The sequence below is a fragment of the Burkholderia sp. ABCPW 14 genome (genome assembly GCF_001523835.1).
Classification (GTDB): domain Bacteria; phylum Pseudomonadota; class Gammaproteobacteria; order Burkholderiales; family Burkholderiaceae; genus Burkholderia; species Burkholderia mayonis.
Genome location: NZ_LOVS01000142.1, coordinates 67,402 through 90,649, shown reverse-complemented (window position 1 = coordinate 90,649; position 23,248 = coordinate 67,402). Strand labels below are relative to the sequence as shown.

At 62.9% G+C, this 23,248-nt stretch carries 22 protein-coding genes, 1 tRNA gene and 2 pseudogenes; 12 read left to right on the top strand and 13 right to left on the bottom strand.

Features of this window, described 5'->3' with window-relative positions:
- Window positions 1-113: pseudogene (locus tag WS62_RS36765) on the bottom strand (IS5/IS1182 family transposase); the annotation flags it as partial.
- 118 nt (window positions 114-231) lie between these two features.
- Here WS62_RS36765 and WS62_RS34520 point away from each other — a divergent pair.
- From WS62_RS34520 to WS62_RS34515, 4 genes are all read left to right on the top strand, one after another.
- Entirely contained in the window at window positions 232-747 is a 516-nt protein-coding gene (locus WS62_RS34520) for a hypothetical protein (protein WP_231748376.1), read from the top strand.
- Window positions 744-974: a hypothetical protein gene (locus tag WS62_RS21785; RefSeq protein ID WP_009935686.1), complete on the top strand. Its 231-nt coding sequence runs from the start codon at window positions 744-746 to the stop codon at window positions 972-974. Before WS62_RS34520 ends, WS62_RS21785 begins: the two co-directional genes overlap by 4 nt.
- Window positions 975-1,054: 80 nt before the next feature.
- Window positions 1,055-2,476, top strand: coding sequence for a hypothetical protein (locus tag WS62_RS21780; protein WP_066575152.1), 1,422 nt, complete (start codon window positions 1,055-1,057; stop codon window positions 2,474-2,476).
- A 2-nt stretch (window positions 2,477-2,478) separates the two neighbouring features.
- Window positions 2,479-3,390 carry a DNA adenine methylase gene (locus tag WS62_RS34515; RefSeq protein WP_082721184.1) on the top strand — a complete coding sequence of 304 codons (912 nt, stop codon included), beginning with the start codon at window positions 2,479-2,481 and terminating at the stop codon, window positions 3,388-3,390.
- Between the two features lie 6 nt (window positions 3,391-3,396).
- Here the strand turns inward: WS62_RS34515 and WS62_RS21770 are convergent, their stop codons facing one another.
- The gene (locus tag WS62_RS21770) at window positions 3,397-4,494 is read right to left on the bottom strand and encodes a site-specific integrase (protein WP_066575147.1); all 1,098 of its coding nucleotides are present in this window, start codon (window positions 4,492-4,494) and stop codon (window positions 3,397-3,399) included.
- A 216-nt stretch (window positions 4,495-4,710) separates the two neighbouring features.
- On the opposite strand from WS62_RS21770, the gene WS62_RS21765 reads away from it, so the two are divergent.
- Together WS62_RS21765 and WS62_RS21760 are read left to right on the top strand one after the other, a co-directional pair.
- Window positions 4,711-4,785, top strand: a tRNA-Arg gene (locus WS62_RS21765).
- 165 nt (window positions 4,786-4,950) lie between these two features.
- Window positions 4,951-6,165, top strand: a complete 1,215-nt coding sequence (locus WS62_RS21760) for a tyrosine-type recombinase/integrase (RefSeq protein WP_043298391.1) — start codon at window positions 4,951-4,953, stop codon at window positions 6,163-6,165.
- 108 nt (window positions 6,166-6,273) lie between these two features.
- On the opposite strand, the gene WS62_RS21755 is transcribed toward WS62_RS21760, so the two are convergent.
- The 9 genes and pseudogenes from WS62_RS21755 to WS62_RS21720 form a co-directional block, all read right to left on the bottom strand.
- Window positions 6,274-6,564, bottom strand: a complete 291-nt coding sequence (locus WS62_RS21755; RefSeq protein WP_038754853.1) for a BrnA antitoxin family protein — start codon at window positions 6,562-6,564, stop codon at window positions 6,274-6,276.
- The gene (locus WS62_RS21750; protein ID WP_038754856.1) at window positions 6,542-6,817 is read right to left on the bottom strand and encodes a BrnT family toxin; all 276 of its coding nucleotides are present in this window, start codon (window positions 6,815-6,817) and stop codon (window positions 6,542-6,544) included. The genes WS62_RS21755 and WS62_RS21750 overlap by 23 nt, the downstream gene beginning before the upstream one ends.
- Window positions 6,818-7,546: 729 nt before the next feature.
- Window positions 7,547-10,399 carry a DUF927 domain-containing protein gene (locus WS62_RS21745; protein ID WP_066575142.1) on the bottom strand — a complete coding sequence of 951 codons (2,853 nt, stop codon included), beginning with the start codon at window positions 10,397-10,399 and terminating at the stop codon, window positions 7,547-7,549.
- Window positions 10,400-10,540: 141 nt separating this feature from the next.
- Window positions 10,541-10,882, bottom strand: coding sequence for a hypothetical protein (locus tag WS62_RS21740; protein ID WP_059671009.1), 342 nt, complete (start codon window positions 10,880-10,882; stop codon window positions 10,541-10,543).
- On the bottom strand, window positions 10,879-11,136 hold the full coding sequence (locus WS62_RS21735; RefSeq protein WP_004547464.1) for a hypothetical protein: 258 nt from the start codon (window positions 11,134-11,136) through the stop codon (window positions 10,879-10,881). The genes WS62_RS21740 and WS62_RS21735 overlap by 4 nt, the downstream gene beginning before the upstream one ends.
- Window positions 11,129-11,305, bottom strand: a complete 177-nt coding sequence (locus WS62_RS37535; protein WP_006024957.1) for a hypothetical protein — start codon at window positions 11,303-11,305, stop codon at window positions 11,129-11,131. The genes WS62_RS21735 and WS62_RS37535 overlap by 8 nt, the downstream gene beginning before the upstream one ends.
- Before the next feature lie 400 nt (window positions 11,306-11,705).
- Window positions 11,706-11,891: pseudogene (locus WS62_RS21730) on the bottom strand (hypothetical protein); the annotation flags it as partial.
- On the bottom strand, window positions 11,891-12,154 hold the full coding sequence (locus tag WS62_RS38355; protein ID WP_071897830.1) for a helix-turn-helix transcriptional regulator: 264 nt from the start codon (window positions 12,152-12,154) through the stop codon (window positions 11,891-11,893). The pseudogene WS62_RS21730 and the gene WS62_RS38355, both read right to left, overlap by 1 nt.
- 137 nt (window positions 12,155-12,291) lie before the next feature.
- A complete protein-coding gene (locus WS62_RS21720) occupies window positions 12,292-12,804 on the bottom strand; it encodes a hypothetical protein (RefSeq protein WP_038719164.1) in 513 nt (170 codons plus the stop codon).
- 601 nt (window positions 12,805-13,405) lie between these two features.
- Here WS62_RS21720 and WS62_RS21715 point away from each other — a divergent pair.
- The 3 genes from WS62_RS21715 to WS62_RS21705 all read left to right on the top strand — a co-directional run bounded on the left by WS62_RS21715 (window position 13,406) and on the right by WS62_RS21705 (window position 16,449).
- Window positions 13,406-14,218: a DUF2971 domain-containing protein gene (locus tag WS62_RS21715; RefSeq protein ID WP_162185942.1), complete on the top strand. Its 813-nt coding sequence runs from the start codon at window positions 13,406-13,408 to the stop codon at window positions 14,216-14,218.
- Window positions 14,219-14,451: 233 nt separating this feature from the next.
- Complete coding sequence (locus WS62_RS21710) at window positions 14,452-15,027, top strand: recombinase family protein (protein WP_012730184.1); 576 nt, start codon at window positions 14,452-14,454, stop codon at window positions 15,025-15,027.
- 777 nt (window positions 15,028-15,804) lie between these two features.
- Window positions 15,805-16,449, top strand: a complete 645-nt coding sequence (locus WS62_RS21705; RefSeq protein ID WP_066575132.1) for a class I SAM-dependent methyltransferase — start codon at window positions 15,805-15,807, stop codon at window positions 16,447-16,449.
- A 190-nt stretch (window positions 16,450-16,639) separates the two neighbouring features.
- On the opposite strand, the gene WS62_RS21700 is transcribed toward WS62_RS21705, so the two are convergent.
- Window positions 16,640-16,903: a hypothetical protein gene (locus WS62_RS21700; protein WP_066575129.1), complete on the bottom strand. Its 264-nt coding sequence runs from the start codon at window positions 16,901-16,903 to the stop codon at window positions 16,640-16,642.
- A gap of 101 nt (window positions 16,904-17,004) precedes the next feature.
- On the bottom strand, window positions 17,005-18,111 hold the full coding sequence (locus WS62_RS21695; protein WP_066575127.1) for a substrate-binding domain-containing protein: 1,107 nt from the start codon (window positions 18,109-18,111) through the stop codon (window positions 17,005-17,007).
- Window positions 18,112-18,241: 130 nt separating this feature from the next.
- Here WS62_RS21695 and WS62_RS21690 point away from each other — a divergent pair, with 130 nt between their 5' ends.
- Genes WS62_RS21690 through fdhF form a run of 3 tightly spaced genes read left to right on the top strand, consistent with a single transcriptional unit; the run spans window position 18,242 to window position 23,243 of the window.
- Window positions 18,242-18,715, top strand: coding sequence for an NAD(P)H-dependent oxidoreductase subunit E (locus tag WS62_RS21690; protein WP_066575125.1), 474 nt, complete (start codon window positions 18,242-18,244; stop codon window positions 18,713-18,715).
- Window positions 18,712-20,280, top strand: coding sequence for a formate dehydrogenase beta subunit (locus WS62_RS21685; protein ID WP_066575120.1), 1,569 nt, complete (start codon window positions 18,712-18,714; stop codon window positions 20,278-20,280). Before WS62_RS21690 ends, WS62_RS21685 begins: the two co-directional genes overlap by 4 nt.
- A gap of 14 nt (window positions 20,281-20,294) precedes the next feature.
- Window positions 20,295-23,243, top strand: a complete 2,949-nt coding sequence (fdhF, locus tag WS62_RS21680) for a formate dehydrogenase subunit alpha (RefSeq protein ID WP_066575118.1) — start codon at window positions 20,295-20,297, stop codon at window positions 23,241-23,243.
- Window positions 23,244-23,248: the final 5 nt, after the last annotated feature.

Here is a 23,248-nt window from a genome sequence, read left to right as displayed (position 1 = left end):
GCGCGGTCGGGTGTCGGCTTGCGGCCTGCGTACCGGCGATTGCGTGGTGCTCGAGCAGGCAGCAGCGGCTCGATGAGTGACCACAATTCGTCGTCTACAAGTTCTTTAGGCATCGCTTCCTGTCAGGCAAAACAAGACAGGAAGTTAACACCAAGTCGGAAAAGTTAACAGACCCGAAACTTAATTTCGCAACAGCTTCTTAGACGGCTCATCGCCGCCGACGAATACTCGATGTCGTTTCAGACGATACGACAATATCGTTCCGCGCTGCTGCGCGAGATCGACCGCACAAGTCCCACTCCCCCGGCCGCGATCGCGATGACACACGAACAGAACGCGGCAATCGAATTCGCGCTCGGCGCATGTGCCGGCCATCCGGCCGGCGAGCAGCATGTGGCCGCGCTTGAACCGCTCCTAAACGACAGCAATGACGCACAGATCGCAATACAACTAACCAACTCTGCTCGCGACGTGCTCATCGAGCGCCGCCGCCAGATCGAGCAGGAAGGCTGGACGCCGGAACACGACGACAAATGCGGCGACCTCGAGATGTCCTGTGCAGCAGGGTGCTATGCCATGTACACGCTCGCATATCCCGCTGGCGATCCACCGCCGCCATGGCCTTGGGCCACCGATTGGTGGAAGCCGACAACGCAGCGTCGAAATCTCGTCAAGGCCGCCGCACTGATCCTCGCGGAACTCGAACGGCTCGATCGGCTCCGCGCTCGCGCGGGAGAACGCAAATGAGCCTTCTGACCCGCGCATACATACTTGAGAAGTACGGCCCGCGCATGACGCTGGCGCAGCTCGCGCAGTTGCTGATGATGTCGGAGGGAACCATCCGTAATCAGATCAGCGCAGAGACGTTCCCGATCCCGACGTACAAGGAAGGTAGCGGCCGATTTGCCGCATACGACGCCGTCGCAGACTACCTCGATGATATGTCCCGTCGCGCCCGCGCCGAAGCCGCATAGCCCGCTTTGGGCGCGACTGGTGGCGCGCCGCGTTAAAATGATGTATATCCTCACCAACCTAATAATATCCGGGGCGAAAGATGGCAGTTAGCGAGCCGTGGTCGACCGCAGAACTTGATCCCAAGAAGATTCAACTGGACCTACGCAACCCTCGTATCGAAATTGAACCGAACGCCAAGCAGGCCGAGATTCGCGCGAAACTTCTGAAATTCGAGGACGTGCTTGACCTCGCAAGAGGAATCGTTCGAAACGAGGGGCTCTTTTACGGCGAGCGCATCATCACTTTTGTCGAGGGAGGGAAGCACGTCGTCCTCGAAGGAAATCGCCGCGTCGCCGCTTGCCAAATGCTACTTGACCCATCACTCATCCCTGCGGAGTTTGTCGGCCGATTCCCTGCCGCACCGCCCGCTGTCAAAGCTACTTTGCGCAAGCTGAGCGCCGACGTAGCGCCGAACAGAGAAGCAGCCGATCCCGTGTTGACGAAGCGCCACACCGAGCGCGGCGCAAAGCCTTGGTCGCCGGTAGCGAAGATGCGACGGGCCGTGCGCATGCTCGAGCACGCCCCAATCGACAAAGTCGCAGAAGCACTCGGCACAACGCCGGGCGCAATTCGAAAACTTGTCAAGCCGTACAGACTCCTCAAGTACGCACTCGATCTCGACACGTGGACCGATGACGAACGCGCGGTACTCGAGAACGAAAAACTTGTCACCAACCCGTATACGCGCTTCTTCACGTTAGCGGACACCCAGCGCATCTTGCAGTTATCGTTCGACGCCGATCAGAACCCCGTCAGCGCACTGCCGCCAAGAGTTTTCAAAGAACAGATGATCGCAATTGCACGCGACTTTCTGCTCCCCGACCCCGAGAAAGGCAAGCCACGCTGCGATACCCGGACGGAGCCGCTGAAGTATTTTGAACGGTTTCTCGAATCACCCGAAGGCAAAAAACACGTCAAGCCGGCGGAACCACGTCAGCACACCAAAGGCGATGGCAAAGACCCCAAAGCTCCGGGCCAACCCGCAGGCGGGCCCAATGCTGGTGCACCGCGTCCAAAAACGCAAAAGATATCTATTTTCTTCGAAAAGCTCGAATGCCACGTAACTGATGACAATCTGCTTGCATTGACCCGCGAGATTCGCGGGATCAATCACAAGATCACACCCATTTCGGCATCTTTAGTTCTTCGAGCACTATTTGAATGCGCCTTGGTCTATCAAATAAAGAAGGCAAAAAAATGGAGCGAACTCTTGAAGCTCGAGAAGCAACTGGGCCGCGATCCCGCGCTCGTCAGTATGATTAATTTTTGCTCGAACTTCAATAACGGGGTGTTTTCAGAAAATAAGATTTGTCGAGTTCTCTCTGCCGGCACCACGAAGCAAGCCAAAGATTATCTAGACTCAATGACACACCTCAAGTACCAACAGGCCGATGCACCGACATTAGAAACGATTGCAAACAACATTCGCGGCGTAATTCAGTATATTCTGGAGGGGAATTGAACATGCCCAAGAAACTTCTCCCTCGCAACGAGCCTCTTAGCCCACTGCGATACCCAGGCGGAAAGGCACGACTAGCCGCCTATATCAGCGGCGTCATTGAAGAAAATTACCTGAATGGCTGCACTTTTTACGAGCCCTTTGCGGGCGGTGCCTCGGTTTCACTGGAACTGCTTCGTCTGGGTTTTATCTCTAATGCAGTACTGGTCGAGCGTGATCCATTGGTATACGCGTTCTGGTGGTGCGTCTTCAACATCACTGAAGACCTCTGCGCAGCAGTCGAAGCATGCCCTGTCACGATGGAAACATGGGCTCAACTGCAAGCCACAAGAGAGGTAGTCTATCCTGCAGATGGGCGTTTTACGATCCTGCAGCTCGGTGTAGCTGGCCTATTCTACAATCGAACAAATTTTTCCGGAATTCTCGGAGCAGGGCCAATTGGTGGAGAAGCCCAAGCTTCTCGCTACAAGATTGACTGTCGCTTTAACAAAGAAAAGATCATTCGACAAATTCGCTCAGTGGCTCGCTTTGCAGAAAGAATTAGAATTTACTGCGATGACGCGATTACCTTCATGCGCACTAACACAGAAGAAATCGCAACGGGATTTTCGTTTGTCTACGTCGATCCGCCATATTATCAACAAGGGCCAAAGCTATATCGATACCACTATACCGATGCGAATCACGTTGACCTCGCTCAGTTTCTACAAACTCAAGGCTATCCGTGGCTGTTGAGCTATGACGACCATCCTCGTATTCGCGAGCTATACAACGGAAATACAGTTCAGCAGATCTATCTCGACTATAACGTCAAATCAAGTCGCACAGCTCGCGAACTCGCCATTTCGAACCTGATGATCCCGATTCCAGTATATGAGGGCATGCAGGAATTGCTGGATATAGAGGCAGACGCGTAACGCGCTCTACTCGTTCACCAACTTCAATTGCCCCTTCTTCGCAACCTGATCCGGCCGCAGATTCGTGTAGCGCTTCAGGTTGCGCCAATCCTTGTGACCGGTCACGGCCGCAACCCCCGGAATATCCCAACCGTCCTCGAAAAGCGCGCTTGTCGCTTCGTGCCGAAGATCGTGCAGCCGCAAATCGTCGATCCCCTTATCCACGCACGCCCGCTTGAAGTACTTACTGGCCGTGCTCTTGTCGAATCGGAATATGAACTCGTTCGGATGCGGCTCGATCGCCGGATCTGCCTTTCGCTTCGCTTCGTACTCGGGCGGCACCGGATATCGCGGCTGACGTAGCAGTACTTCGAGCGAGTCTCCAATCAACGGCACCCACTCGTCGTTTCCTTTCTTCTGCCGAGGGTGCTTTCGATCACGCACGAGCGCGAGGCGGCGCTCGACGTCGAGATCGGACCACGTAAGCCGGAACAATTCGCCGCGCCGGAACGCGCTCTTCATAGCGACACGAATCACGTCCGGCACTGCCTGCTCTCGCTCAGGATGCTCCGCGAACCACTCGAATATCTTCACAATCTCATCGCGCGTCGGCCGCCGATTCCGATGGTTGCCTGGTCCGATAAGCCGCAAGTGATCGAGAGTCGGCCGCGCGATACTTGGTGCAAGCGGCAATCGCAGATCGAGGAGTGACGCCATGTGCTTGAAAACGGTCCCGAGCTTCGAAATATCCATGTCGATGGTGTACTGGCCAGCGCCCTCCTTCTTTCGCAATTGAGCGAACTTGACCAATCGCTGCGTTGACAGCTTCGCGGCTACTTCATCATCAAAGTGACTTTCTAGTCGTGCGAGCATGTAGTGTTCATTCGACTTCTCGCCAACCGGTCGGCCGGACTCCTTTCGGGCCTCTCGATAGCGCCTCACCAGTTCGCCGACCGTGATGGTTTCTTCGACCGCCGCCTCGCGCCCCTTATCGATCGACGATTCGATGTCGCGTGCCCAAGCCTCGGCCGCTCCCTTTGTTCGGAATGTCTTTGATATACTCTTGCTCCCTAGCCGGCGGACCTGAGCCCGCCAGCGAGAGCCAATCTGGATGATTGACGCCACGTGCTACCCCGTTGAAAAACTGTAGCAACGCGGTCCGAACAGAGCGTGCTACAGGGTGGTTTTGTAGCAAAAGTGTAGCAGAGGCGGCGTTAAACCCTCTGTCATCGCATGTCATTATGCGTCATCAGTCGATTGGAGAAAATCGCCGAAAGGCAAGCGGGACAAGGCTTAGAGCCTGATTTTCAAGGGTTCAATCCATCCCGCTCAAACTATCCGCCCCCCGTAGTTCAATGGATAGAACAAGCGCCTCCTAAGCGCTAGATACAGGTTCGATTCCTGTCGGGGGGACCAGCCAAGCCCCAAACCTTCCCCAAGCTTCGCAAGAAATACCCCCAGAATCACCGTCTGGCGGGCCTCCCAGCCTCTAACGTTGCCCAAGGTTGCCCAGTGACAGCCAGCGAATCTGCTGGTATTTTTGCTGGCATCTCCAGATACCAGCAATCGAGATACCAGCAGATGCCGCTTACTGATGTGCAGGTCCGAAACGCGAAGGCCGGGACCACTCCGTACAAGCTCACCGACGGCGAGGGGATGTACTTGTTCGTCCACCCGAACGGCGGAAAGTACTGGCGCATGTTCTACCGCTTCCTTGGCAAGCAGAAAACGCTGGCCCTTGGCGTGTACCCGGCCGTCACGCTGGCGGCGGCGCGCAAGAAGCGCGACGAGGCGCGCGAGCAGCTCGCCGCCGGGATCGATCCGGGAGAAGCAAAAAAGGAAGCCAAGCGGACCGCAGAGATCGCCGCCACCAATTCATTCGAGGCGGTGGCCCGCGAGTGGTACGACTCCCAACGCGCGGGATGGACGGATGGCTACGCCGAGAAGGTGATGCACTCGCTTGAGGTCGACGCCTTTCCGAAGATCGGCGCGCGTCCCATCACCGAGATTGACGCCCCGCAGATGCTCGCTATCGTGCGCGCGGTAGAAGCGCGAGGGGTACGGGAGACGGCGAAGCGTATTCTTCAACGCTCGCGGGCGGTGTTCCAGTACGGAATCATGACCGGGCGATGCACGAGGAACCCGGCAGCGGATATCGACGCGCAGACGGTATTGAAGAAAGGGCCGGGCGTCCAGCACATGGCCCGCGTCAAGGCGACCGAGATACCGCAGCTCATGCGCGACATTGACGCCTACCAAGGCGACCTAGTCACCCGGCTTGCGCTCCGCTTCATGGCACTCTCCTTCGTACGCACGGCGGAAATGATTCGTGCGGAATGGCCGGAGTTTAACGAAGACGCCGCAGAATGGCGCGTACCAGCGGAACGCATGAAGATGCGTGACCCGCATATCGTGCCTCTATCGCGTCAGGCGCTCGACGTGCTCGCCGAGCTACGCGCGATCAACGGCCACCATCGCTTTGTGTTTTACAGCGTGCAAGGCCGCAGCCACATCTCGAACAACACCATGCTCTACGCGCTGTATCGCATGGGCTATAAATCCCGGATGACGGGGCACGGCTTTCGCGGATTGGCGGCCACGGCCCTACGCGAGCTTGGATTCATCCGGGACGTTGTTGAGCGACAGATGGCGCATGCCGAGCGCAACCAAGTAACGGCCGCCTACGTTCACGCTGAATACCTGCCCGAGCGCAGGCGAATGATGCAGGCATGGGGTGACCATCTCGACCGTCTCAAAGCAGGAGCAGAGATCATCCCGATCGCAGCGGCGCGGTAAGCCCCACCTACCGACAAAGTGCGAGCGCGTCCCGTCTGTCGGCTCATAGGGACGCGCTGCGAGCGCGAATCGATTGAGCGTGCGGATGCACGGGCAACCGCCGCCCAATCACATCATGCCGTGTGACTTCGCGTAGTCCCGTAGCGCATCGTTCATGCGCGTTTGCCATCCTTCGCCCTGCGCTTTGTAGGCGCTCACGATGTCAGGATCGATCCGCAGCTTAAGCGGGGTCTTGGGATTGGCCGACTTCGGTCGACCACGCGGTTTCGTCAGTTTGGCTGCAACATCCTTGCCGAACAGTTCAGTCAACACCTCCTCGGCCGGACGCGCACGCGCGAAGTCGGCGTCGGTCCACTCCGGATTCTCGTCAACTGGATTACGTACTTTTCGCTTGCTCATATCTTTTCACCTCGCGGGAGTTAGCCTTGCGCAGGCTGATGACGTGAACCATGCCGTCGCGCGGCGTGAACACCAGCATATGAAGGCGATCGCCGATGCGGCCGAGCGCCTGAAAGCGGCGTTCCGGGTACATCATCCGAACATCTTCCACGATCAGCGCGCCCGCCATCTCAAATTCACGCGCCAGCTCAAACGAAAGTCCACGCTCGACAATGTTCCTTTCGCTCTTATTTGGGTCGTAGGTAATGTCCATGACAATAAATGTACCCCCAATAAATCAGAGATGCAAGGGATATTTGTACCCCCATGAAATTGTCGGCGTGCTCAATCGCAGAATCGGGGCTGCTTCCGGACGGCAGGAATTCGGAGCACTGGACTTGATTAGTGCGTCCCTTTTTCACATGCGCCCCACCGCACTTCCCCAACCAAACCGGCACCGCAGCCCCCCGTTTCGTCCCGGTATGAATGTGTCCCCCTAGTGTTGGCCACCAGTAGAGAAAGGGCGCGGGTGTGAGCCCCCGCATATCGTCTATGCCATGGGGTCCCCCGCGTTCCCGACCGGCGAGCCTTTGCGGTGAACGCAATAATGTCGGGGCGAGTGCGTCGCGGACTTTCCTTGCGGGAACGCGTTTTCGATGGCCGCCAATTCCTGGAGAGCTGCGCCCGGTCTACGCTTGCGCTTGTCTCGTATGTCCGGCACAAAGCCGCTCAGCGCAAAACACGCTGGAGACTTGGAGATAGATGCCCGGATCGGCCGCAAAGCCTTGTGACATAAGGCTTTGGCTATCTCCAAACAGGGTTGGAGAACGCTGGAGATACTGGAGATAAACGGACCCGGATCATTACGAATCCAGCAAGATTCGCCGAGCACACGCCATCCGGTTCAGTCTGGTACGCGACCTTCAAAGCGGCTTTGATGCAGGCACGAAATCGCGCGCAAAGGAATGCCCGCCGCCGCCCTCCCGCACGGCGGCGGCGCGGTTCACAGTTCGAGCGTGAAGATGGACGGGCGAACGCGATACACCATGAATTTCCCGTGGCCGGGGATGTATTCCTGTCGATACGGATAGCCGTCGCTGCGCGGCATCAGCACGCCGCGCTTCATCAACGCCTTGGCGACCATCTTGTGATCGAAGCCGGCGCACACGTCCTTGCGGAACACGGCCGCCTCGATCAGATATTCCGTCTCGACGTGCTCGGCGTCGTCGGCGCTCATCTTGCCACCGAACTCGGCGTAATACTCGCGATCGGACGCGATCGCCGTGCGGCGCTCGTCGCGCTTCACGTGCTGCTTGAAGCCCGCCCGATGCGGCACGTTCGGCCGATGATCGTCCTGCGCGCGGTTCATCCACACGAAACGATTGTCGCCGTGCGCGACGAGGAAGTGCAGCACCTGACGCACGGCTTCCGCTTCGTCCGAATTGCCCGCGCCGCCGCGCAGTTCCATCCAGCCTTCGAAGCAACGACGCGCCGCGTCGACCGACGCGCCTTCCGGCCAGCCGGTCAACCCGTGCGCGGTAGCCAGCTCGCCCGCCACCGCGACGAGGCAAAACCGTTTCGCGACACGGGCCACCTGCGAATGCGCGCCGTCCGGCACCCACTCCGTCACCAGCTCGTCGACGCGCGTGCGCAGATGTTCGGCCAACTCATCGGCCTGCGCGGATGCGAACTCGATGAACGCCGGCCCGGCCGTGCCGTAATACCGGCCCGCGTGGCGCTCTAGATGCTCGATCAACGCGGCCGGCGTCGGGAAGCCGTGCAGCGCTTCCACCACGCCCATGTCGCCTACCTCGGCCGGGATGGCCGGCAAGCGCACCTCGATACCGCCTTTCATCGGCTTGTTCGCCTCGGCCATCAACGCGGACACGCTCTTTTCGCCGTTCGATAGGAACAGAAGCCGCCACGTCAGCACCGGCTTGGCCGAACCGTTGCGCGACGCGCGCGCCTTGCCCGACTCGTTCGCGAGCATGTAAATCACATCGCCGACCAAGCGCGGCTCGACCTGCCCGATTTCATCGAGGATCAACAGCGCGTCGCTGTGCTGTGTGGCGACCGCTTCGAGCGCGTTGTCGGTCGCCTTCCAGCTCCGCACGTAGTCCGGCGAGCCGAACACGGACGCGGCGATGACGCCGCCCGTCGACTTGCCCTTGGACGTCGTTCCGAGCAGGTGGAAGCCGCCCGACTGAAGCCCGGAAAAGTGCAGCAGCGGACCAGCGAAGGCGGTAGCGACGCAGAACAGCAGCCGGCTATTGCCGACGCAGTAGGCCGCGACCTCGCGTTGCCAGTCATCCAGCGTGCCGCGCTCCTTGAACTGACTCTGGATCGGCGTGTCGGCCTGATAGATCAGCGCTTCTTTGCCGGTGCCGATCACGCGATCGGGCAGCACGAACGCGCCGTGATGCCAGCCGACGCGCGGCACGCAGCGCACGCGCTCGTCCGGCCGCGCCATCTGGATGTAGTTTGCGATCTGCGTGCGTGCGGTCTGCGTGACGCCGAGCTTGACGCCCATGTCGAGCAGCATGCGCCGCAGCTCGGTCCCGTCGCCCGCGAACAGGCCGGCCGGCACCGCCCACCGCTTGCGGATGCCGTCGCGGTCGGTGAATTCCAGCAGGTAGCCCCATTCGCTGCTCATCTCGTTACGCGTCTCGGCGATTACGTCGATGCGCGTGCTGATCCAATGCGGCGGCAGCGGATCGCCCTGATTGTTGAAGCCGTGATACCAGACGCCTTCGTCGTCGACCTCGAACCGCCACGTGCCATCCTGCGCGCGGGCCGTTTTCGGGCGCTTGGCGGGCTTCGCGACTGGCGACCTAGCCTTGCCCCTGTCGGCGTCCGACGAGCCGTCTGCAGTGAGCGCCGCGCGCACGGCGGCGGCCACCGCATCCGGGCCGAGGTGGGCGGCCAAGTCGTTAAAGTCCGTACCGGCCGCCGGACGGTTCGGGCCGAAGTCGGGAACGGCCACCACGCCGCCTACCGCGTCGGCTGCCCTGCGAGCCTTCGTGATGCCCGGATTGCCGTTCGTCGTGTGGTCGTCGTCGGCGCACACGACGATGCGCGCGTCCGGATACCGAGCATGCAGCGCCGTCGCAACCGCGTGCAGATTGCCGGCGTCGAATGCGACGGCGGCCGGGTAGCCCGTCGCGACCGCGAGCGTCGCGCAGGTCGCATAGCCCTCGCCGATCAGCAGGACGGACGACACCGGGCCGCCGATCAGCGAGAAACAACCCGCCTTACGGCCGTTCGGCAGATAGCGTTTCTGCCCGTCGGTCAGGATGAATTCGAGCGTCCACAGCTGGCCGTCCGCGTCCCTTGCCGGAATGACGAGTGCGCCGTCGCATGCGGCCGTGCCGATGCTCAGGTTGCCGCGATAGACGCGCAGCGCGTCGGCGGGGATGCGTTTGCGAACGAGGTAGGGGTGATTGGCCGGCGCGGGCTCGGCCGCCGACCAGATCGATTCGGCGAGTGCCGACGCGGCTTGCTGCTTCTCGGTCAGCGTCGCCAGCTCGGCCGTCTCGCGGGCGGCGCGTTCGGCGTGCTGCCGTTTGCGCTGCGCTGGATCGACCGGCTTGGCGCGATGCGCGTGCGGATCGAAGCCGCCTTGCTTGGCGAGGTGGAACAGCGTGTTGATGGTGATCTTGCCGCCCTTGAACGACTTCCACACATCGCGGGCGTCTTTTGCGTGGTAGTTCTGCGCGCCTTGGCTCCATTCGTTCCAGAGGGCGAAGCCCTCTTCGCCGAACTCGGCCTTGAGCGCCATCCCGGCCTGACGCCACGTGTCGCGATCGTCGGCCGGAACATAGCCGAGCGCGACACTTGCCCGCTCGAATTCGGACATGGGTGCGTTACTCATAGATTCCCATTGGACGCGCGCGGGCCGACTTTCCGATTAGTAGTCCATATCGGCAAGCCGTTTGCCCGGCGCGCGAAGAATTGAATGATGCCGACGGCCGCTTAGCGGCCGAGCATCATGGTCGCCTCAGTGCGTCGTGCGCGGATGGCGCGTGACGCCGAGCGCCGCGAACAGGTGCTGTTGCACGCGCCCCATCAGGCCCGCCACGAACGCGTGGCCGCTGACCGTGACGCGATGCATATCGACTTCGCCGTCGTCGTGCATGCCGGCTTTCAGCCCGCGCACGAAGGCGTCGACCTGAAAGGCAGCGTAGTCGTGCAGACGCACTTCGCCTTTCAGCTCAAGCCATGCATCGGCGCAGACCGCGCCGAGGTCAACGGCGAATTGCAGTTCGATCGATGCGCCCGTGTCGAGCGGCGGCGCGTTGTCGAATCCGTCAATCACGGCGGTTCGGACGTACTGGCTCATTGCGCACCTCCGACATCGGTCATCGCAAAGGCCAGTTCGCGCAGTTCGCTCGCCATGCCCTGCACCAGCCAAAGCAGGTTGACGCGCGCGCCCGCGCTCATGTCTTGAAACGTCGTGAAGCCGTCGTCGGCGAACGCCAGCAGCAGCGATTCGAGGTGCATGGCACGGCTCGCGACGAAGTGGGACAACGCGAGCGTGCCGGCGAATTCGATGCGGCGGCCGTCGTTCATGTGGATCGACAACGCGTCAGCCATGCCGCACCTCCGCACGCACGAGCGCCGCGATGGCGACGAGTGCCGCGCCGGTCGCGTCGAGCGCGGTTTGGTACGTGTCGGCGGTGGCTGCTTCGCGCAGCGCGGCGCGGATGATCGAATGGATAAGGGGAACGTTTCGCCTGGTATGGGCGTGTGTGCACTTGCGCATTGGGTGCGACCTCCGTTTTCGTGGTAACGAACCCGGCTCCCAACGCCAATTGGGGTGGCCGGGCACATGACAGGGTTGGCGTACCGGCGAAAACGGAAACCGGCGTGCCCGAGGGCACCCCCGCCAAGGCCCGACCGTTGAAGGCGTGCGTTGACGCGCGGACGAAAAAATACCGCCAAATGGCGGTCGTCCGCCGTTTTCAGATTCCGGACGCCAATCCGGGTCGCTGCTGTCTCAGCGACGACCATAGGATACCGCGCGCAGGCACGCGGCGCAAATGCGTCGAGCGGCGGCTCCGATGCAACGACGAAGCGGCCCGGCCGCAGCCGGCCGCACCGCGTCATGGCAAAGTGACTTTGGATGCGCGCGATCGTCATGCGCTCAGCCCGTTTTCGACTAGCGTATCCGACGCCCAGAGGGTGGTCGACACGCGCTCCAAGAACGCGACCATGCGAAGCAGATCGGGATTGCTGCACGTCACGTGCGCATCTTCGAACGCCACGCAAGCGTCGAGCCACGCGCGGCGCGTATAAATGGACGGCTGCGTCGACATGCGCTCGCGCGCCTTCATCAAGTTGACCGTCATTACGCGCCCTCCGTCGTCTGGTTCGTCGCGTCGACAGCGCGATAGTTCAACGGATCGGCCATCCAGCGATGAAGCTCGCGATTCGACCAGACCGTGCAGCGCTGCGTCAGACGACTCGCACGCGGAAAGCGCCCTTCCAACTCACGCTGGCGGACGGTTTCGCGGGACAAGGGAATGAAAGGACGGAGATCGCCCCAACGCGAAAAACCATCAAGCGGCAGTCCAACCGGGGCAGGTGTTGCGACTGTGTTTTTTGCGGACATTCGTGCTCCCTAAGCATAGCTGTGCCACCATCGACACAGGCCGGAAGCCTGAAGCACGAAACGCGATCGACGTATCGACAATCGCGTTTCGGTCACGTAAAACGAGACTGTCGTTACCTCAATCGCGTTTTACCGGTTCACCCGGCGAGCCACGCCCTTTTCAACTTTCGTACGTGATCCGCCGTGACGCCGAAGCGAGCCGCAATGTCCGAACAAACGTTGCGTCCCTGAAAGTCTTCACCGTTACGCCGACGACGACTGAACTCTTCGATGATCTTCGTATTCTTCGCTTTCGAGAGCCGCGCCGCCTGAGCCGGTTTGATGGCCTTTTGCCTTTCCAGCTTTGCTTGCTCCTGCCGTTCTCGCTGTTCGGCTTCGAGCAGTGCCAAATGTGCGCGCGACATTTCGTGTTCTTCCGCACGCTCGGCAATCTGCTCATGCAACGCATTGATTCGTTCCAGCAGCGCGGATTCAGTTTTACGTCGCGCGTAGAGCACGACACCTTCCAATGTGCGACTGTTGAACAGTTCGTGCTTCATCAGCTCTTGCGCGGTGCGCAGATCATCCTCGTCAACGCATTTGACCAGCAGGCCGGCCAGCAAGGCCATCGCCTCACCAACCGGCACGTCACGTGGAATGATGTCTTGCATCTGCCCGAATGGACTTTCACCATCCTCCGCAGCAAAAGGCTGGGACGCTCGGTGTTTTGCGTCTGCGGCGGCGGAAGAGAGAATGCTTCTTCTGACGCATTGCCTTGAACGCCGCGAACGAATGCCGGCGCGAGGTTTATGCGTGAGAACTGGACTAGGTGTCTTTATACGTAGCAATAGCGCACCCTTCTGTGCGGCCTTCACGAAGAACGCCGAGCCAGCCGGTGAAGGTATCCGGTTTTCGGGTGGCCGCCCTAGGCTCGACGGACCCAATTTTCTCACGACTTACTACGCCAATTGTTCCGTGTTTCGAGTTCGAGGTCGGCCATCTTCGACCGCAGGCCACCGTGCAAGGGTTGACGAGAAAACAACTGGCCCAGACTAGAAACCTGCCATACGTCCGTAAGCGCGACAGCGCCCCAATCGGAGGTAGCGAATCACTGAAACACTTCTGGTACCCGCGCAGTCACGTAATGTCGGAGACTGACATCACTGGAACTTTCCTAGCTTGGCGAGCAGGTATTTTCACTTACCCACTGGTCATCCCCGGAGTGTCCGGCGCATGGTTAAACTAGCCATACGTCACTTGTCGAGCTTGAACATGCCAGTTACGACAGCAGCACAGAACGGTGTCCGGTATTTACACCACTACCAGCGCTTTTCGGGTGACTGGCCGGGATACTTGGAGCAAACCCTGCGCGACCGGGTGATCTATCTGCCGTCCCCATCGCGATTTAACGACCCATGGGACTGCAAGCCTTGGTTTGATCTTGATGCGCTCGACACGACTTCCGTACGAGAGGAACACATCGCGTGGTTCTTGGCGCACGCGAACCCTCGGCAACGCGGCGATGAAGAGGAAATGCGAACGAGACCGGGGCTGCTGAAAGCGATGGTGACGCAGTGCTCGCGTGCATTGGCCGAGCAAATTGCCTCCGAATATCGTGTCTACTGTCTGACACCGAATGATGACAACCTGCTGATGTGGTCACATTATGCAGAGGACCATACCGGCGTGTGCCTCCAGTTCGATGTGCGTATGGAACCTTTCATAGGCGCTTTCAAGATCTCATACCGCCGGACCCTGCCGACGAGCACTCTGCCTGAGTACGGAAACGATGCAATGGTCAAAGCGCTCCTCACCAAGTCGGACGTGTGGAACTACGAACACGAGTTTCGCATCGTCGCGAAAGACCAGCGCGCCCCTGTCCAAGGCATGCCAACTGCGATTAACGGGTTGGTCCGGATCGCGGAAACGGCACTAGTGCGCGTCACAATTGGATGTCGATGCGCTGAGTCCGACCGAATCGTGGAGATGGTTCAACGGCATCAGCCACGCGTTAGCGTCCGCCAAGCTAACCGCCATCCGCATCGCTATGGAATTGGCTACACCACACTTCACGATGGCCAGTGAAGCCAAAACGCCGGCAAACGGCCGACGTGGGCCGTCGTCGTTCGAATAGGAACGCCTTCTCGCCGGCCTCCCTGCAACCGACCGGACGGCCATCGGCCTCAAATTAAATGTTCATGTCCGAAACCGTTCCCTTGCGGACATGGGTGCGCAGCCATGTACGAAAATAAGGTTTTAATATTTTCGTACATGGTCTATTATTCGTACACCTTTTTCGAACACATTGAACGCGCCACATGTCCCGAACCTTCGCATACGCCCGCGTCAGCACGACCGACCAAACTACAGCCAACCAACTCCGCGAGATCGAGGCGGCCGGTTTTTCTGTCGACAAGCGCCGGGTCGTTACAGAGAGCATTTCCGGTAGCGTCAGCTCGAACCAGCGGCCAGGGTTTGCGGAACTGCTCCTCAAGATGGAAGAAGGCGACGTATTGATCGTGACGAAACTCGACCGACTCGGCCGGAACGCGATGGACGTGCGCGCGACCGTTGAGGCGTTGGCAGATCGCGGCATTCGGATTCATTGCCTTGCGCTCGGTGGGGTTGACCTGACCAGCGCGGCCGGCCGGATGACCATGCAGGTATTGAACGCCGTCGCCGAGTTTGAACGCGACTTGCTGATCGAACGAACCCAAGCCGGTATCGCGCGAGCAAGAGCGGAAGGGAAAGCGATGGGCCGGCCGGCCGCGCTGACCAAGCAACAACAGGATGAGGCTCGCCAGCAGTTGAGCAAAGGAGCAAGCGTGGCGAGCCTTGCAAAACAGTACGGCACAAGCCGCCAGACAATCATGCGGGTGCGCGACGCGGCGTAACGCCCAACCGTTCAAAATCGCTTTTTACGGGCCGCACGGCCCGCTGTCGTTTCCGTGCACGGGGGGTGGCGGCGCGGGGGAATTTCTTTGCGCGTAGCGTTCCAGCAGGCGGCTCATCCGGGCGCGGCGGGAGTATCGGCCTCTATGCCAACACGTACCGCCGTGAGCAGTACCCGGCTTGTTCCCAATATATATGAGTGTTTGGGAACAACATGGGAACAAAAATATCCTTACTAAACAATCAACTACAACCCTTGTTCCCATTGTTCCCGCTGTTCCCACGGTTTTGAATCCGCCGGAACTTGAAACAGCACGCAACCACAAGAAAGCACATCATCTTGCCTCAAGACAGCCAGCCGATAGTCTCCGGGGGTTGTTTTGGGGGTTTTTCGATAACTCAAACTCTCAGAGTCCTTACTGCATAAGCGATAGCTGGCACAATTCGAGTGCCGCCGCCCCACGAATACCCCAAAGCCCTTGTTATTCAAGGGCTTTTCTTTTGGTCACGGCAATTTCACGCCGTGCGTTCAATACTCGGCGCAAGCGGCGCATCGTGTGCGCGCTTCGCCAACATCGCCGTCGCCCGGTCGGCCGCACCGCACCGCCCCCGCTTCGTCCCGGCATCGCCACATGCGCGAGCGCAACACAGCGGGTAATACATGATGGCCTTCGTTTTTTATCGTGGCAGGCTAGCTTGCCGGTCGCGGAGCCGGATCCGATTTCGTCGGACCGTCGCCGCGTCCCGCTTGCCGCTCAATTATTGCCAGGAATGGACCCATGCGAATCCCCGAGCTCGCGCTCTTCCTGCGAGCATGGCTGCGCAATCCCCGCCAGGTCGGCGCGCTCGCGCCGTCCGGCCCCGCGCTCGCCACGCTGATGACTGCCCAGATTCCCAGCGAAAGCGCGCTCGTGATCGAGCTCGGCGCAGGCACGGGCGTCTTTACGCGCGAGTTGCTGTCGCGCGGCGTCGCCGCGGATCGGCTCGTGCTCGTCGAAGCCGATCCGGCGTTCGCCGCGACGCTGCGTCGCCGTTTTCCCGACCTGCGGGTCATGAACATGGATGCGGCCGAACTCGGCATCACGCGCGGCCTGTTCGGCGATGCGCGTGCAAGCGCCATCGTCAGCGGATTGCCGCTCGTCGCGATGCCCGTCGAGCAGGCGGTGGCGATCGTGCATGGCGCGTTCGCGATGCATCTCGGCCCGGGCGGCGCGTTCTATCAGTTCACCTATCTGCCCCGCTGCCCGATTCCCGCCAGCCGGCTCGCGGCGATCGGCATTCGCGCGGAGCGCATCGGCATCGCGTGGGCGAACGTGCCGCCCGCGGCTGTTTATCGGCTGCAGCGCTGCGCGGACTTCTCGGGTTCCCCGTCGTCGATCGGCCATGCATGGCCGGGTGCGCGACCGCCTTCGACGGCCGCGTGACGCCATGCCGGCGACGTGCCGGCAACATGTCGGCCGCAGCCGCTTGCCGCGTTCGTGTTCGCTCGTCTTGTTCGACCGGCGACCTCATGCGCCGCATCGTGCGCGACGCTGCCGGACGCGTTGCGCGGCCGGCCGCCGCCTCGCTCGCCTCTCGCGCGGCCGCTTCATGTGGCGCTGCGCCAGAACGCCGTCAGTCCATCGGACACTTCAAGTTGCAGCCGTTCGGGTCCCCAATGTCGCCCTTCCTGCGCAAGTCCGACTTCTTGCCGGTCTGATATTTCTTCGACGGCGCCGACGCGGCGAACTGCATCTGCGGATGCTCGTTCAGCCGGAACTGCTCGTTCAGGATGCCACCCGGCACGCCGGGAGAGTTCTGCGCGAACGCGACCGTCGCGGCCGCGGCGAGCGCGCCCGCAACTGCGGACGCGACGGCGAGATGGGTCAGGAGCTTCATTGATGTCGAACGCCGGTGCGGCGCTTTGATTCATACGAAAGGAAGCGGCTAGCGTAACGCAAATGCACGCGCCTTGCAGCGCCGCCCGCATGCCCGCTTCGTTACCGTTGATGACCGTCCGCGCGCGCTTCGCCCGCCGTGCCCGCGAGGCCCGCCGGCACGTCGACGAGCGTACCGCACGCGCTCGGATCGTAGCCGTCGAGCCGTGCGACGGCAGCGCGATAGCCGTCGTCGCGCAGCAACGCGAGCGCGCCCGCGAGCGGTACGTCGCCGAGCCGCGAACGCTCGCACGCGAAGTAATAGTCCTCGTCGACGACCGGAATGAAATCGAGCCCGAAGTGGCGCGCCGCGGGCTCGACGCCGAAGCCGAGATCTGCCATCCCGCTCGCGACGAATGCGGCGATCGCCGAATGCGTCAGTTCCGCCGACGCGTAGCCGTCGATCCGCTCCGGATCGACGCCGATCTCGCGCAACGCGAGATCGAGCAGCATCCGCGTGCCGGAGCCCGGCTGCCGGTTGACGAAGCGGATGTCGCCGCGCGCCAGGTCGGCGAGCCCCGCGACCCCCTTCGGATTGCCGCTCGGCACGAAAAGGCCCTGCTTGCGGCGCGTCAGATGGATCAGCACGTGATCGGCGTCGTCGAGCCATGGCCGGTAAATCTGCGCACAGTGTGTGCGAAACGCGCCGCGCGGCAGATGAAAGCCCGCCAGATCGCATTCGCCGCCCGCGAGCGAGCGCATCGCCTCGACGCTTTCGCGGTACTTGATGTCGACGGGCGAGCCGGCGTCGACGAGCGCGGACACGAGCGCCGCGACCGCATAGCCGTGCGACGCGTGGATTCGCAGCGCGCCTGCATGCCGCGCGAGCCGCCGGTTGAGACCGCTCGCGACCTCCGCCGCGAGCGCGCGCAGGTTGCCGTCGAGGCGCTCGCCGGCCAGCCGCTGCGCGTCGAGGACCGCCTGCCCGAGCTCCGACAGCGACGAACCCTTGCCGCGCACGGTCTCGATCAGCGCACCGCCAACGCACACCTCCAGCGCGCGCAGCAGCCCCCACGCGTGCCGGTACGACAGCCCTTTCGCCTCGGCCGCCTGCGCGATGCTGCCCGTCGCCGCGACGAGTTCGAGGAGCGGTGCGACATCGGTCACGCTCGCCGTGCGGCCGTCGTTGTCGCGCACGATCAAATGCGCGTCGCATTCGACTCGAATCATTTATGCAATCCCATTTCCTATTGCGACCATCATTCTATCGATTTATCGTTGACCCACATCAATATCTCAAAGCCTATTTGCGCTCCATATGAATCCAAAGCGCATATATGACTTCGGAGGAGGCAACCGGATGTCCCCCAATACCGCCGCGCCCGACGCGCTCGTGCGCGCGCACGCGCAGCCCGGCAGGTCGCTCGTCGCGATCCTTCACGCGATCCAGGACGAAGCGGGCTACGTGCCGCCCGCGTGCGTCGAGCCGCTCGCGAAGGCACTCAATCTGTCGCGCGCCGAAGTCCACGGCGTGCTGACCTACTACCATCACTTCCGCACCGCACCGCCCGCGCGCGTAACGATCCGGCTCTGCCGTGCGGAAGCGTGCCGCAGCATGGGCGGCGAGGCGCTCGTCGCGCACGCGCAGGCGCGCGCCAGTTGCCGGATCGACGGCGAGCACGGCGAAGAAGTCGCGCTCGAATCGGTCTATTGCCTGGGCCTCTGCGCACAGTCGCCGTCGCTCACGATCAACGATGAACTGCACGCGAAGATGACCGCCGAGCGCTTCGACGCGCTCTTCGACGCGGCCGTGCACGCAAAGGAGCCCGCATGAGCACGCGCATCCACGTGCCGCGCGATTCCGCCGCGCTCGCGGTCGGCGCCGACGCGCTCGCGCGCGCGATCGAGGCCGAGGCGGCCCGGCGCGGCGTCACGATCGAGCTCGTGCGCAACGGCTCGCGCGGGCTGCTGTGGCTCGAACCGCTCGTCGAAGTCGGCACCGCGGCGGGCCGCGTCGGCTACGCGAACCTGTCGGCGGCCGATGTCCCCGCGCTCTTCGACGCCGGCTGGCTCGACGGCGGCGCACACCCGGCGTGCGTCGGGATCGTCGACGAAATCCCTTATCTGAAGCGCCAGCAGCGGCTCACGTTCGCGCGGATCGGCATCACCGATCCGCTGTCGATCGACGACTACGTCGCGCACGGCGGCCTCGAAGGTCTGAAGAACGCGCTCGCGCTAGACGGCGCGGCCGCATGCGAGACGCTCGTCGAATCGGGCCTGCGCGGACGCGGCGGCGCGGCATTTCCGGCGGGCATCAAGTGGCGGACCGTGCGCGAGGCCGCGGCCGCGCAGAAGTACATCGTGTGCAACGCGGACGAAGGCGATTCCGGCACGTTCTCCGATCGCCTCATCATGGAGAGCGATCCGTACGGTCTGATCGAAGGGATGATCATCGCGGGCGTCGCGACGGGCGCGACGATCGGCTACATCTACGTGCGCAGCGAATATCCGCACGCGATCGCGACCCTCGACGACGCGATCGCCCGCGCGCGCGACGCCGGCTGGCTCGGCGCGAGCGTGCTCGGCACGGCGCACGCGTTCGAGCTGCACGTCGCGAAAGGCGCGGGCGCCTATGTCTGCGGCGAGGAAACGGCGCTCCTCGAATCGCTCGAGGGCAAGCGCGGCGTCGTACGCGCGAAGCCGCCGCTGCCCGCGCTCGCGGGGCTCTTCGGACAACCGACCGTCATCAACAATGTGATCACGCTCGCGACCGCGCCGATCATCTTCGCGCGCGGCGCGGCGTTCTACCGCGACTACGGAATGGGCCGCTCGCGCGGCACCCTGCCGTTCCAGCTCGCGGGCAACGTGAAGCGCGGCGGGCTCGTCGAGCTCGCGTTCGGCGTCACGCTGCGCGAGCTGCTGTTCGACTTCGGCGGCGGCACCGCGAGCGGCCGCCCCGCGCGCGCCGCGCAAGTCGGCGGCCCGCTCGGCACGTACCTGCCCGACAGCCAGTGGGACATCCCGCTCGATTACGAGGCGTATGCGGCGGCGGGCGCCGTCGTCGGGCACGGCGGCATCGTGCTGCACGACGACACGTCGAACCTCGCCCAGCTCGCCGAGTACGCGATGCACTTCTGCGCGCTCGAATCGTGCGGCAAGTGCACGCCGTGCCGGATCGGATCGACGCGCGGCGTCGAGACGATCGCGAAGATACGCGCGGGCGACACGTCGGAAAGGCAGGTGCGCCTGCTGCGCGACCTGTGCGACACGATGACCGCGGGCTCGCTCTGCGCGATGGGCGGCATGACACCGTACCCGGTGCTGTCCGCACTCGATCATTTCCCCGAAGATTTCGGCCTCGCCGCGCACGCGCCAAGCGCTGCGCCGGCCACGGCCTGACAGAAGGAATCCCGATGACCTCTTCCGCATTCGATTCGTCCCGGCAGGGCTGCGGCTCAGGCCAGTGCGCGTGCAAAAGCGCGGCGCCTGCGCGCCGCGCCGATCCGTTCGGCGACACCGACTACGGCACGCCGCGGCGCCACGCCGATACCGACGTCACGCTCGACATCGACGACCGCACGGTCACGGTGCCAGCCGGCACGTCGGTGATGCGCGCGGCGATCGAGGCCGGCGTCAACGTGCCGAAGCTGTGCGCGACCGATTCGCTCGAGCCGTTCGGCTCGTGCCGCCTGTGCCTCGTCGAGATCGAAGGCCGGCGCGGCTATCCGGCATCGTGCACGACGCCCGTCGAAGCGGGCATGAAGGTGCGCACGCAAAGCGACCGCCTGCAGGACCTGCGCCGCAACGTGATGGAGCTCTACATCTCCGATCACCCGCTCGACTGCCTCACGTGCGCGGCGAACGGCGATTGCGAGCTGCAGGACATGGCGGGCGTCGTCGGGCTGCGCGAGGTGCGCTACGGCTTCGACGGCAAGAACCATCTGAGCGACGCGAAGGACGAGTCGAATCCGTATTTCAGCTACGACCCGTCGAAGTGCATCGTCTGCAATCGCTGCGTGCGCGCGTGCGAGGAAACGCAGGGCACGTTCGCGCTGACGATCGCCGCGCGCGGCTTCGCATCGCGCGTCGCGGCGAGCGCGGGCGATGCGTTCATGGACTCGGAGTGCGTATCGTGCGGCGCGTGCGTCGCCGCGTGCCCGACCGCGACGCTCGTCGAGAAGAGCGTCACGCGGCTCGGCCAGCCCGAGCATGCGGTCGTCACGACCTGCGCGTACTGCGGCGTCGGCTGCTCGCTGAAGGCGGAAATGAAAGGCGGCCAGGTCGTGCGGATGACGCCTCACAAGAACGGCCTCGCGAACGAAGGCCACGCGTGCGTGAAAGGCCGCTTCGCGTGGGGCTACGCGACGCACAAGGACCGCATCACGACGCCGATGATCCGCGAGAAGATCACCGATCCGTGGCGCGAAGTGAGCTGGGACGAGGCGATCGGCTACGCGGCCGCGCAGTTCCGCCGCATCCAGGACGAGCATGGCCGCGATTCGATCGGCGGCATCACGTCGTCACGCTGCACGAACGAAGAGACCTATCTCGTGCAGAAGCTCGTGCGCGCGGCGTTCGGCAACAACAACGTCGACACGTGCGCGCGCGTCTGCCATTCGCCGACGGGCTACGGACTCAAGGCCACGCTCGGCGAATCGGCGGGTACGCAGACGTTCGCGTCGGTCGGCTCGGCCGACGTGATCGTCGTGATCGGCGCGAATCCGACCGACGGCCATCCGGTGTTCGGCTCGCGCCTGAAGCGCCGCGTGCGCGAAGGCGCGAAGCTGATCGTCGTCGATCCGCGCAGGATCGATCTCGTCGACGGCCCGCACGTGAAGGCCGTCCATCACCTGCAACTGCGGCCCGGCACGAACGTCGCGCTGATCAACGCGTTCGCGCACGTGATTGTCACCGAAGGGCTCGTCGACGACGCGTTCGTCGCCGAGCGCTGCGAGCCGCACGCATTCGACGTGTGGCGTGCGTTCGCCGCGCGGCCGGAGCATTCGCCCGAGGCAACGGCGGACGTCACGGGCGTGCCGGCCGACGCCGTGCGCGCCGCCGCGCGCCTCTATGCGACGGGCGGACGCGCCGCGATCTTCTACGGCCTCGGCGTGACCGAGCATGCGCAAGGCTCGACGATGGTGATGGGAATCGCAAACCTCGCGATGGCGACGGGCAACCTCGGCATCGAGGGCGCGGGCGTGAACCCGCTGCGCGGACAGAACAACGTGCAGGGCTCGTGCGACATGGGTTCGTTCCCGCACGAGCTGCCCGGCTACCGGCACATCGGCGACGCCGCGGTGCGCGCGCTCTTCGACGAAGCCTGGTCGACGACGCTGCAGCCGGAGCCCGGCCTGCGCATCCCGAACATGTTCGACGCGGCGCTCGACGGCAGCTTCAAGGGCCTCTACTGCCAGGGCGAGGACATCGTCCAGTCCGATCCGAACACGCAGCATGTCGCGGCCGCGCTGTCGTCGCTCGAATGCCTCGTCGTGCAGGACATCTTCCTCAACGAGACCGCGAAGTACGCGCACGTGTTCCTGCCGGGCGCGACCTTCCTCGAGAAGGACGGCACGTTCACGAACGCCGAGCGCCGGATCTCGCGCGTGCGCCGCGCGATGAAGCCGCTGTCCGGCTTTGCGGACTGGGAAGTGACGCTGATGCTGTCGCGCGCGCTCGGCTACGAGATGCACTACGCGCATCCGTCCGAGATCATGGACGAGATCGCACGCCTCACGCCGACGTTCGCGGGCGTGTCGTACGCGCGGCTCGACGAACTCGGCAGCGTCCAGTGGCCGTGCAACGACGCCACGCCGGAAGGCACGCCGACGATGCACGTCGGCCAGTTCGTGCGCGGCAAGGGCAAGTTCATGATCACGCAGTACATCGCGTCGCCGGAGAAAATCACGCCGCGCTATCCGCTCATCCTGACAACGGGCCGGATCCTGTCGCAGTACAACGTCGGCGCGCAGACGCGCCGCACCGACAACGTCCGCTGGCACGACGAGGACCGGATCGAGATCCATCCGCACGACGCGAACGATCGCGGAATCAGGACGGGCGACTGGGTCGGCATCGAATCGCGCGCGGGGCAGACGGTGCTGCGCGCGCGCGTCACCGAGCGCATGCAGCCGGGGGTCGTCTACACGACGTTCCATTTCCCCGAATCCGGCGCGAACGTGATCACGACCGACAGCTCGGACTGGGCGACCAACTGCCCCGAGTACAAGGTGACGGCCGTGCAGGTCGCGCCCGTCGCGCAACCGTCCGAATGGCAGCGCGCATACACGCGCTTCAGCGCGGAGCAGCTCGCGCTGCTCGAGCGGCGCACCGCGGCGCCCGCGCCGGTAACGGGCAAGTGAGGTCG